Origin of the sequence: Streptomyces zaehneri, assembly GCF_032248645.1 — a bacterium.
Taxonomy (GTDB): domain Bacteria; phylum Actinomycetota; class Actinomycetes; order Streptomycetales; family Streptomycetaceae; genus Streptomyces; species Streptomyces coriariae.
Map to the genome: position 1 here is coordinate 170,747 of NZ_JASTTJ010000008.1, position 11,005 is coordinate 181,751.

At 72.1% G+C, this 11,005-nt stretch carries 9 protein-coding genes; 5 read left to right on the top strand and 4 right to left on the bottom strand.

All coding sequences use genetic code 11. From position 1 onward, the window contains the following. The first annotated feature begins 21 nt into the window (after nt 1–21). The 3 genes from QQM72_RS15935 (at nt 22) to QQM72_RS15945 (ending at nt 3,184) form a co-directional block, all read left to right on the top strand. Entirely contained in the window at nt 22–618 is a 597-nt protein-coding gene (locus tag QQM72_RS15935; protein WP_314221524.1) for a TetR/AcrR family transcriptional regulator, read from the top strand. Next, a complete protein-coding gene (locus QQM72_RS15940; RefSeq protein ID WP_314221525.1) occupies nt 618–1,574 on the top strand; it encodes a UTP--glucose-1-phosphate uridylyltransferase in 957 nt (318 codons plus the stop codon). Before QQM72_RS15935 ends, QQM72_RS15940 begins: the two co-directional genes overlap by 1 nt. A 290-nt stretch (nt 1,575–1,864) precedes the next feature. Continuing rightward, nucleotides 1,865–3,184 (top strand): MFS transporter, encoded by a 1,320-nt coding sequence (locus QQM72_RS15945; RefSeq protein ID WP_314221650.1) that lies wholly within the window; start codon nt 1,865–1,867, stop codon nt 3,182–3,184. A 66-nt stretch (nt 3,185–3,250) separates the two neighbouring features. Here QQM72_RS15945 and QQM72_RS15950 read toward each other — a convergent pair whose 3' ends face one another. Continuing rightward, nucleotides 3,251–3,469 carry a hypothetical protein gene (locus QQM72_RS15950; protein ID WP_020132980.1) on the bottom strand — a complete coding sequence of 73 codons (219 nt, stop codon included), beginning with the start codon at nt 3,467–3,469 and terminating at the stop codon, nt 3,251–3,253. A 114-nt stretch (nt 3,470–3,583) separates the two neighbouring features. Further along, on the bottom strand, nt 3,584–5,014 hold the full coding sequence (locus QQM72_RS15955) for an MFS transporter (protein WP_314221526.1): 1,431 nt from the start codon (nt 5,012–5,014) through the stop codon (nt 3,584–3,586). 101 nt (nt 5,015–5,115) lie between these two features. On the opposite strand from QQM72_RS15955, the gene QQM72_RS15960 reads away from it, so the two are divergent. After that, a complete protein-coding gene (locus tag QQM72_RS15960) occupies nt 5,116–6,240 on the top strand; it encodes an MmyB family transcriptional regulator (protein WP_314221527.1) in 1,125 nt (374 codons plus the stop codon). On the opposite strand, the gene QQM72_RS15965 is transcribed toward QQM72_RS15960, so the two are convergent. Beyond that, a complete protein-coding gene (locus QQM72_RS15965) occupies nt 6,230–7,675 on the bottom strand; it encodes an MFS transporter (RefSeq protein ID WP_314221528.1) in 1,446 nt (481 codons plus the stop codon). The two genes, QQM72_RS15960 and QQM72_RS15965, sit on opposite strands and share 11 nt — an antisense overlap. A gap of 117 nt (nt 7,676–7,792) precedes the next feature. Between QQM72_RS15965 and dusB the strand changes: the two genes are divergently transcribed. Further along, nucleotides 7,793–8,947, top strand: a complete 1,155-nt coding sequence (gene dusB / locus QQM72_RS15970) for a tRNA dihydrouridine synthase DusB (RefSeq protein ID WP_314221529.1) — start codon at nt 7,793–7,795, stop codon at nt 8,945–8,947. A gap of 46 nt (nt 8,948–8,993) precedes the next feature. Here dusB and QQM72_RS15975 read toward each other — a convergent pair whose 3' ends face one another. Then, complete coding sequence (locus QQM72_RS15975) at nt 8,994–10,928, bottom strand: LTA synthase family protein (protein ID WP_314221530.1); 1,935 nt, start codon at nt 10,926–10,928, stop codon at nt 8,994–8,996. Nucleotides 10,929–11,005: the final 77 nt, after the last annotated feature.

Consider the following 11,005-nt stretch of genomic DNA (forward strand, 5'->3'; position numbering starts at 1 on the left):
CCCTGCGGGTACGGTCTGAACATGTCACCGACCACCGAGACCCTGACCGCCGAGCGCATCCTCGAGGCGACCGAGGAGGTCCTGCGCCGCCACGGCCCGGCCAAGGCCACCGTGGTCGACGTGGCGCGCGCACTCGGCGTCAGTCACGGCAGCGTCTACCGGCACTTCCGGACCAAGGCGGCGCTGCGCGAGGCCGTCACGAAGCGGTGGCTGGACCGTACGTCCGAGTCCCTCTCCGCCATCACCGCCGACGAGACCCGCGCCCCGGGGACCCGGCTGCGTGACTGGCTCGCGGCCCTCTTCGAGGCCAAGCGGCGCAAGGCGGGCGACGACCCCGAGCTGTTCGCCACCTACATGGTGCTGACCGGGGAGGCCGGCGAGGCGGTCGGCGAGCACCTCGCCGACCTGACCGGCCAGCTCACCCGGATCATCGAGGCGGGAGTGGCGGCGGGCGACTTCGCCGTCCCCGACCCGGAGACCACCGCCCGCGCCGTCTTCCAGGCCACCGGCCGCTTCCACGACCCCGGCTACCACCGGGTGTGGGAGCGACCGGGGGCGCAGGAGGACTTCACGGCGCTGGTGGACCTGCTGCTGCGCGGGCTGCGGGGGACGCTCTGATGGCCCCCACCATCCGCCGGGCCGTGATCCCCGCCGCCGGCCTGGGCTCGCGGCTGCTGCCCCTCACGAAGGCGATCCCGAAGGAGATGCTCCCGGTCGGCGACAAGCCGGTGATCGAGCACACCGTGCGCGAGCTGGTGGACTCGGGCATCACCGACATCACCATCGTCGTGTCCGGCGGCAAGAGCCTGATCCAGGACCACTTCCGTCCCAACCCGGCCCTCGTCGAGCAGCTCCGCGCCGACGGCAGGACCGCTTACGCGGACGCGGTCGAGGAGGTCGCCGAGCTGGCCCGCAAGGGCCATATCACCTACCTGGACCAGCGCGGTCCGTACGGCAACGGCACGCCGGTGCTCAACGCCGCCCGCTCCTTCGGGGACGAGCCGGTCCTGGTCCTGTGGCCCGACGACGTCTTCGTCGCCGAGACCCCCCGAGCCCAGCAACTGATCCGCGCCTACGAGCAGACCGGCTGCCCGGTGCTGGCGCTGCTGCCGATGGACCCCGCCGACTCACAGCGCTACGGCGTGCCCGTCGTCAAGGAAGACCTCGGCGACGGGACCCTGCGCATCACCGGCCTCGTCGAGAAACCCGACCCCGCACAGGCGCCGTCGTCGTACGCGGCCATCGGCGGCTATGTCGTCACCCCCGGCATCATCGACGAACTGCGCGAGCAGACCCGCCGCTGGTACGAGCACCGGACCGGTGAGATCTACCTGACCGACGCCATCAACGCCTACGCCCGCGGCCGCGCGGTGTACGGCCAGGTCATCCAGGGCCGCTGGTACGACACCGGCAACCCGGCCGACTACCTCGTCGCCCAGCTGGCCCACGCCCTGGCCCACCCCGAGTACGGGCCGGTGCTGCGGGGTCTGGTCAGCGACCTCGACACCCGCGGCGACCGGGCCGCCTCCCTCGCACCGACCGAAGAGCGATCAGGGCGGTCCCCGCTCGCGTAGACGCAGCGGGCTCAACGCGGGAGCACCCCGGTGTCGAGATCCATGGCGGACACCCTATGGATACAACCGATGGTTGTGGTCAGGCGGTCCTGTGGTTGTTTGATCCCCGGGTGTGGTGCTCGCTTTGATGCTTCCGGACGCGGATCGGTTGTGCGGATGAGAGGCGAGGGGTGGCGGGCATGAGGAGCGGGCACCGGCTGGGACAGCTGCCCGGACAACCGCGCGGACGTCTGCCCGGACGGCTGCCCGGACATCGGCGGGGACAGCTGCGCGGACGTCTGCCCGGACCGCTGCCCGGACATCGGCTGGGACGGCGGTTCGGGTGGCTCTGGGGGGCGTACGGGACCAGCGCGCTCGGCACCTGGCTCGCCTTCGGCGCGTTCCCGCTGATCGCGGTCCAGGTGCTGCACGCCGGACCGGCCGAGGTCGCCGCGCTCGCCTCCGTCGGGGCCGCGGTGGGCGCGGTCGTGGCGGTGCCGCTCGGCCCGTGGGTGGAGTTCCGCCGTAAGCGGCCGGTGTTGATCGCCATGGACCTGGTGCGGTGCGCGGCGCTGCTGACGATCCCCGCCGCGTTCGCGTGCGGCGTCCTCACCTTCGTTCAGCTCCTGCTGGTCTCGGTCGTCGTCGCGGCGTCCGACATCACCTTCCGGGCCGCCTCCGGCGCCTACCTGAAGACACTGCTGCCGGCCGAGGACCTGCTCGTGGCCAACGCCCGGTTCGAGTCCACCACCTGGACGACCACGATCATCGGCCCGCCGCTGGGCGGGGTGGCGATCGGGCTCCTCGGTCCGGTGGCGACGGTGGTGGCCGACGCCGTCAGCTACCTGCTCTCGGCCCTGGGCCTGCGCGCGATGGGCGGGCACGAGCCGCCGGCCGAGCGTCGGGAGGCCGCGCGGATGAGGGCCGGGGACCTGCTCGACGGCTGGCGTTACATCCTCGCCGACGCGACACTGCGTGCCCTGTTCTTCAACACCGCCCTGTTCAACGGCCTGGTGATGGCCACCCAGCCGCTGCTGACCGTCCTGATGCTCGGCCGGCTCGGCTTCGCACCGTGGCAGTACGGCCTCGCCTTCGCCGCGCCCGCGATCGGCGGGCTGGTCGGCTCGCGGCTGGCCCGGCCGCTCGTCACCCGGTTCGGGCAGCGCCGGGTCCTGGTCGGGTCGGGGGCGCTGCGCGCGGTCTGGCCCGTCGGCCTGGCGTTCATCGGTCCTGGCACCGGCGGGCTGCTGCTGGTGGTGGGCGTCGAACTCGGGCTCATCTTCTGCTGCGGGGTCTTCAACCCCGTCCAGGCCACCTACCGCCTGGAGCGCACCGCGACCGACCGGGTCACCCGCACCCTGTCCGCCTGGGCGGTGACGACCAAGGCGTCGACCGCGCTCCTGACGGCCGTCTGGGGCGTGCTGGGCGGCCTGCTCGGCCCGCGTACGGCCATCGGCCTGGCCGGCGTGCTCCTGCTGGCCACCCCGCTGCTGTTGCCGCGTCGCACGGTGGCGCGTCTTTCCGAGCCGGGACCGGAGCCGCAGCCGCAGCCGGGGCCGGGGCCGGGGCCGGGGCAGGAGACAAGGCCGGAGCCGGAGCCGGAGCGCGAGCGGCCACCGAACCGTGGCTGACGGCCGCGGTGTAGTTCGCGTGCGATTTCCCTGTGTCGTCCCCATGACCTCCGGGACGGCCGGAAGTCATCGCGGCTCGCGGCCCTCCGAGGGGTCCACCGTCGCCTGATGCGCCTCGGCGAGGTGTTCCTCGGCCTTCAGCCACGGCAGGAACTGCGCCCCCTTGCGCCAGCCGCAGGTGTCACATCTGATCGTGCGCTGCACTCCCGCGCGCCGCACCCTGACGACATGCTCCCGCCCGTGCTGGTCCCAGCGGCTGACCTTGCTCGTGTTGATCTCCAGCACCACGCCTCCCGAAATCCCGGCCAGCAAGGAGTGTGCAGCAATACCAACATCAACGGGGGTTTCGTCCGCTCGCGTTGACCGAGCCGTTCCCGAGGCCGGTCCGGGACGCCGGAGTCAACCCACCCTGCGCGGCAGCCGCAGGCTCAGCAGGCCCGTCACGACGACCCCGCCCAACTGCACTGCCAGCGTGGTGACCAGGGCGTCCCGCATGCCCATCCCCGGTACCAGGGACAGGAAGAGGGTGCCGAGCGTGGCCACGCCCAGCGCCAGCGAGGCCTGTTGGGTGGTCACCATCACCCCGCTGCCGACGCCCGCGCGGGCCGGCGGCACCTCGGACATCACGATCCTCATGACGACGGGCAGTTGGAGCGCCTGCCCCGCACCGGCGACCGCCGCGCCCGGCAGCAGTTCGACGAAGCCGACGTCCGGCCAGTCGGCGCGCACCGCCAGCAGGATGAGGACGACACCCACGCCCTGGACCACCGAGCCCGCCGTGACCACCCGGGCCCCGAACCGCGCCACCAGCCGCGGCCCGGCCAGCGAGACGAGGAAGAAGGCCAGGGCCATCGGCGCGAGCGCCAGACCGGCCGGCACCGGGCCCAGCCCCGCCCCGCTCTGGAGCGCCACGGCGATGACGAACATGAACCCGCTGAAGCCGATCGCGAACGGCACCATGATCGTCAGTCCGCGCCGCAGCGTGGTGAGCGCGAACAGGCTCGGCGGCACCAGCGGGGTACGGCCCTGTCGGTCGGCCCGCCGCTCCACCGCGAGGAACGCGCCCGTCACCAGCGGGAACGCGGCCAGCGACAGCCATGTCCACAGTGGCCAGCCCGCCGCACGGCCCTCGGTGAGCGGGGCGAGCAGCGTCAGCAGGGCGGCGGCGAGGAGCACGGTGCCGGGTACGTCCACGGGCTCGGGGCGCGGTGAGCGCGTCTCCGGGACGGTACGGACGGCGAGGACGAGCCCGACGACCACGACCGGGACGTTCACGAGGAACACGGACCGCCAGCCGCTGCCGGCGAGGTCCGCGGCGACGAGCACGCCGCCCAGGATCTGGCCCGTGACCATGGCCAGCCCGGCGGTCGCGCCGTACAGGCTCATCGCCTTGGCGCGTCGCGGCCCCTCGGTGGACGACTGGATGGTGGCCAGCACCTGCGGAACCATCGCGGCGGCCGACGCGCCCTGCGCGACCCGCGCCGCGACCAGCGACCAGGCGTCCGGCGCGAGTCCGCAGGCCAGCGAGGTCAGGCCGAAGGCGGCCATACCGCCCAGGAAGAGCCGGCGCCGGCCGAACAGGTCACCGAGCCGGCCGCCCAGCACCAGCAGTACGGCGTACGCGAGCCCGTACCCGGCGACGACGAGTTCGAGGACGGACTCGCTCGCGGCGAGATCCCGGCCCATGGTGGGCAGGGCGACGTTGACGATGAAGAAGTCGATCAGGGGAAGGGCCGCGCCGAGCAGCACGGTGAACAGCCCGAGGGAGCCGAGCGCGTGGGGCGCCGCGACCGTCCGTGCGGCGGCTGGGGTGGCGATGGTTTCAGTCACGCTCCCGAGCCTGCGCCGCCGCTCAGACGGGTACCAGATGCTTCTTATCCTGGTAGAAGGAGTACCTGGCAACAGGGTCCGGGCGGCAGCACGCTGGAGGCATGACGACGATGGCCCAGGAAACACGCGCGCGCGAGGCCCGGGCGATGCGCCAGGCTCAGGGAACTCGTGAGGCCCAGGAGGTCCGTGCGGCCCAGGAGGTCCGTGCGGCCCAGGAGGTCCGTGCGGCCCAGGAGGCACGCGAGGTCCAGAGGGCCCGTGAGTCGCCCGGGGCCGGAGGCTCGGAGATCCGGCGCCACGAGCTGGCCGCCTTCCTGCGCAGCCGCCGCGAGCGGATCACGCCCGAGCAGGTGGGTCTCCCTCGCGGGGCACGCCGCCGTACGCCGGGACTGCGCCGCGAGGAGGTCGCCCATCTCTCGGCGGTGGGCGTCACCTGGTACACCTGGCTCGAACAGTCCAGGGACATCCAGGTCTCGGTCCAGGTCCTCGACGCCCTCGCCCGCACCCTGCTGCTCGACCCGAGCGAACGGGCGCACCTCTTCCAGCTGGCCGCCGCGACCGACCCGACCCCCGCCTCGTCCTGCACCGGCGTCACCGACGCCGTACGCGAGGTCCTCGACCAGCTCGACCCGCTGCCCGCCTGCGTCCAGAACAGCCGCTACGACATCCTGGCCTACAACCGCACCTACTCCCGTCTGCTCTGCGACCTCGACGCGATCCCGCCCGAGGACCGCAACTGCATGATCCTCGTCCACACCCACCCGCAGTGGCGCGAGTCGGTCGTCCACCTCGACGAGTCCATGCGCCTGATGGCCGCGAAGCTCCGCGCCTCCATGGCCGGCCATCTCACCGAGCCCGCCTGGAAGATGCTGGTCAAGCGGCTCCAGTCGGAGTCCCCCGAGTTCCGCGAGAACTGGGAGCGCTACGAGGTCGTCGCGACCCGCAGCAAGACCAAACAGTTCCGCAACCCGCACGTCGGCCTCCTCGACCTCACCCACACCGACCTCTGGCTGAGCCCGGAACTCGGGGCGCGGCTGGTGACGTACGCACCGGCGGACGAGGTGACGCGCGAGCGGCTGGAGAAGCTGTACGCGTTCGCGCGGGCGGCCTCCGCCGAGAGTGCGGAGACCGCCGAGACGGCAGGGACCGCCAAGAGCGCCGAGACGGCAGGGACCGCCAAGACCGCCAAGAGCGCCGAAGCCGCCGGGATCGGGGTCAGGCGCTGAGGCTCGCCGCCTCCCGGACCTCCGGCGACTCCAGTCGTCGCGCGGTCCGTTCCGCCGTCCGGCGGGCCCAGGCTCCGGTGGTCACGGCGCCCAGGACGAGGACGACGGCACCGCAGCCGGTGAGGATCCACCAGCCGGGGACGGCGGCGGAGACGAAGGTGTCGCGGTACGCCGAGGTGCTCACGCCCGCCGCGAGGACCGCGCCGATCACCGCGACGCCCAGGGTCTGGCCCAGTTGGCGGCTGGTGGAGGCGACCGCCGCCGCGACGCCCGCCTGACCGCGCGGCATGCCGGACACCGCCGTGTTCGTGATCGGCGCGTTCACGAACCCGAAGCCCACGCCGAACAGCACGTACCCGAGGAACAGCGTCACGTCGGACGTCTCCGCCTCGAAGACGGCGAACAGCAGCCCGCTCGTCGTGATCGCGGCGCCCGAGATCAGCAGCGGCAGCCGCGGTCCCCGGCTGCCGACCAGCCGTCCGGACAGCGGGGCGCACAGGAACATCGGCACGGCCATGGGCAGCATCCACAGCCCGGCGTGCAGGGCGTCGAGGCCCCGCACGTTCTGGAGGTACAGCGTGGACAGGAACAGGAACCCGCCCAGCGCGGCGAACGCGGCGACCGCTACCACGGTCGCCCCGCTGAACGGGACCGACCGGAAGAAGCGCAGGTCGACCAGGGGTTCAGCGCGCCGCGGCTCGTACCGGAGCAGGCCGATCAGCGCGGCCAGCGCCACCGCGGCGAAGGGGAGGCTGGTCGAGGCGCCCGCCTCCGGCGCCTCGATGATCGCGTAGGTGAGGGGGCCGAACAGGGCGATGACCAGCAGCTGGCCGACCGGGTCGGGGCGGCGGGCCTTCGGCGCGCGGGACTCGGGGACGTACCGCAGGGTCGCCAGCAGGGCGACCAGGCCGATCGGCAGGTTGAGCCAGAAGATCGACCGCCAGCCGACGGACTCCACCAGGAGCCCGCCCAGCAGCGGTCCCGCCGCCATCGAGATGCCCACGACCGCGCCCCACACCCCGATGGCACGGGCCCGCTCGCGGGGATCGGTGAACGTGTTGGTGATGATCGACATGGCGACCGGGTTCAGCATCGAGCCGCCGACCGCCTGCACCATCCGGGCCGCGACCAGCAGCTCCAGGTTCGGGGCCAGCGAGCACAGCGCCGAGCCGATCGTGAACACGACCAGCCCGGCCATGAAGACCTTCTTGCGGCCGATCCGGTCGGCGGTCGATCCCGCCAGCATCAGCAGCACGGCCAGCACGAGCGTGTACGCGTCGATCGTCCACTGGAGGCCGGCGGTGGAGGCGTGCAGATCGCTCTGCATCGCGGGCAGGGCGACATTGAGAACGGTGACGTCGAGACTCACGATCAGCAGGCTCATGCAGCAGATCGCGAGAACCAGGAGACGTCGCCGGGAGCTGAGCTCGGGCATGCGCTCCATCGTACGCCGATATCAATAGTGCGCCTAACTAATGGTTACTACATGATGTGTCGGCCGGGCAGGGAAATATGCGGCCGGGCACTCCCTCCGATGCGTGACAATGGGTGGATGCCCACGACCGCGCCCACGCAGAACACGACCCTCCGGATCGGCCCGCACGCCGTCACCCCGCCGGTCGTCCTGGCTCCCATGGCCGGGATCACCAACGCTCCCTTCCGGACCCTGTGCCGGGAGTCCAGCGGGGGCAAGGGCCTGTTCGTGAGCGAGATGATCACGACCCGGGCGCTGGTCGAGCGCAACGAGAAGACCATGCAGCTGATCCACTTCGACGCGAGCGAGAAGCCGCGTTCGATCCAGCTGTACGGCGTCGACCCGGCCACCGTCGGCAAGGCCGTCCGCATGATCGCGGAGGAGGGCCTCGCCGACCACATCGACCTGAACTTCGGCTGCCCGGTCCCCAAGGTGACCCGCAAGGGCGGCGGTTCCGCGCTTCCCTTCAAGCGCCCTCTGCTGCGGGCGATCCTGCGCGAGGCGGTGAGCGGGGCCGGCGACCTGCCGGTGACGATGAAGATGCGCAAGGGCATCGACGACGACCACATCACCTACCTCGACGCGGGCCGTATCGCCGTCGAGGAGGGCGTCACCGCGATCGCCCTGCACGGACGCACCGCCGCCCAGCACTACGGCGGCACCGCCGACTGGGAGGCGATCGCCCGCCTGAAGGAACACGTCCCGGAGATCCCCGTCCTCGGCAACGGCGACATCTGGTCGGCCGAGGACGCGCTGCGCATGGTGCGCGAGACCGGGTGCGACGGCGTGGTCGTCGGACGCGGCTGCCTCGGCCGGCCATGGCTGTTCGCCGACCTCGTGGCCGCCTTCGAGGGACGGACCGAGGACATCGCCCGGCCCTCGCTCCGCGAGGTCGCCGACATCATGGTCCGGCACGCCACCCTGCTCGGCGAGTGGATCGGCGACGAGCCGCGCGGGGTCATCGACTTCCGCAAGCACGTCGCCTGGTACCTCAAGGGCTTCGCGGTCGGCTCCGAGATGCGCAAGCGGCTGGCCGTCACCTCGTCGCTCGCCGAACTCCGGGCCGGTCTCGACGAGCTGGACCTCGACCAGGCCTGGCCCACCGGCGCCGACGGCCCCCGGGGCCGCACCTCCGGCAACAACAGGGTCGTGCTGCCGGACGGCTGGCTGAAGGACCCGTACGACTGCGCGGGCATCAGCGAGGACGCGGAACTGGACACCTCCGGCGGCTGACGCCCCGGGGGCGCCGACCCGCCGGAGGGGGCCGACCCGCAGGGTCTCAGCCCGTCGTCGGGTGCGGGGTCGAGCCGTACGCCTTCAGGAACCTGTCGCGGAAGGAACTCATCTTCCACACCGGGGCGTCGTGGGCCGGCTTCAGGCCGTCCGTCCAGTTCCAGGCGGCGATCTTGTCGAGGACCTTCGGGTCCTTGGCGACGATCGAGACCGGCACGTCCCGGCTGGCGTTGTTGCCGCTGACCCGGCTGATGGGCTGGTGGTCGCCGAGGAACACCAGGACGGTGTCGTCGGTGCCGTAGCGCTCCATCCACTGGGTGAGGGCGGTCACCGAGTACTGGATGGACTTGCCGTACTCCTTCTTGGACTTGCCGGAGTCGGCGATGACGTCGGACGCCTTCTCGCCGTCCGCCTGGATGTCCTCGAAGACCGAGCCGTCGCCGAGCTCGTCCCAGCCGACCATCTTGGGGATCGGCGCCCAGGGCTGGTGGCTGGAGGTCAGGATGATCTCCGACATCAGCGGCTTGTCGCGGTCGGTGCGACCGTGCTCCAGCCGCTGGAACGCCTCCAGGGCGTACTGGTCGGGCATGGTCGACCAGCTGAACTTCGGCCCCTGGTAGCCCATCTGGAAGGCGTTGTAGACCTTGTCCAGGCCGTAGAACTTCTGCTCCGGCCAGCCCTTCTGCACACCCGGCATGATGCCGACCGTGTCCCAGGCGCCGGTCTTCTGGAACACCTTCGTCAGGGACAGGTGGTCGCTGGCCATCACCGTGCGGTACCGCTGCTGGGTGTCGACCCACAGGCCGGACAGGGTGGTGGAGTGGCCGAGCCAGCTGCTGCCGCCGTACGTCGCCGAGGTCAGCCAGCCGCTCTTCGCGCTGAAGCCTGCCTTCGCCAGGGCCGCGGTGCTGGTGTCCAGCGTCTCGTCGACGCCCGGCGCCATGCCCGGGTCCTCGACGGCGCTGCGGCCGTAGCTCTCGATGAAGGCGAAGATGACGTCCTTGCCGCGCAGGTCCGGCACGAGCTGGGCGGCCGGGGTGGCCCCGAACGTGTCGCTGCGGGCCACCTTCCCGAACGTCGCCTCGTCCTGGAGGGTCGCCCGCACCCGCCTGGCCTCGGAGGTGAGCGAGTTCACGACCTGGTCGGAGGCGACCGGCAGCCCGGCGAACTGGACCCCGAGGACCGAGCAGGTGATCCAGACGGTGCCCGCGATCAGCGTGCCCCGGGTCGCCCGCCGGGTGTCACGCACCAGGATGCCGCTCAGCCGGACCGTGGCCAGCGCCATGACGGCCATGATCAGTACGACGAGGATGATCAGCCCGATCGTCGCGGCCAGCGCGACCGTCCCGCCCATCGAGTCCGCCACGTAGGACTGCGCGTCGTCCAGCAGGATCCAGTCCAGGACCAGGTCGAAGGGGCGGCCCAGGTACTCCACGAACTGCATGTCGAGCACGTTCAGGATGGTCAGCGCGCCGAGGGCCGCGCCGGCCAGCGCCGCCAGCGCCACCCGGGGCCGGCGCGGCAGCGCCAGCAGCGCGGCCGCGCCGATGATCGCCTCACCCGGCAGCCGCACGAACCGGCTCAGGTGCAGCGCGAAGAGACGATTCGGCAGCGACAGCGCCCCGAACACGAGCAGCAGGGAAAGGACGGTCGCCGCCCACCACACCACCCGAGCGGCCCGCGGATACCGCCCCCGCCACCCACGCCAGTACGAGACCCGCGCCCGAATCCCCCGAGACGCGCCCACCCCGGCGTGCTCACCGGCCTCGGCGTGCTCACCGGCCTCGGCGGCCTCACCGGCCTCGGTGGCCTCACCGGTTTCGGTGGCCTCACCGGTCTCGGTGGACTTGCTGGGCTGGTCGGGCTCGGCCGCGGCGGTCGGGGTCCGGTCCGATGGGGTCTCGGCTGAGGCGGTCTCCGCCGGCGGGGTCTCGGGGTCTTTCGGTGTGGGCGGCTGGGATGAGCGAGTGGTGACAGGCACCCGAGGGTCCTTCCGTACGAAGCCCGGCGGTTCGGGGGATCCGGCATGGGGCCGGATCCGCCACAGTTTCGTACGGC

What these genes read in the sequence shown, in the direction of transcription:
- QQM72_RS15940 (WP_314221525.1), top strand. Translation starts at nt 618, where the DNA reads ATGGCCCCCACCATCCGCCGGGCCGTGATCCCCGCCGCCGGCCTGGGC.
- QQM72_RS15965 (WP_314221528.1), bottom strand. Translation starts at nt 7,675, where the DNA reads ATGCCCGAGCTCAGCTCCCGGCGACGTCTCCTGGTTCTCGCGATCTGC.
- QQM72_RS15935 (WP_314221524.1), top strand. Translation starts at nt 22, where the DNA reads ATGTCACCGACCACCGAGACCCTGACCGCCGAGCGCATCCTCGAGGCG.
- dusB (WP_314221529.1), top strand. Translation starts at nt 7,793, where the DNA reads ATGCCCACGACCGCGCCCACGCAGAACACGACCCTCCGGATCGGCCCG.
- QQM72_RS15960 (WP_314221527.1), top strand. Translation starts at nt 5,116, where the DNA reads ATGACGACGATGGCCCAGGAAACACGCGCGCGCGAGGCCCGGGCGATG.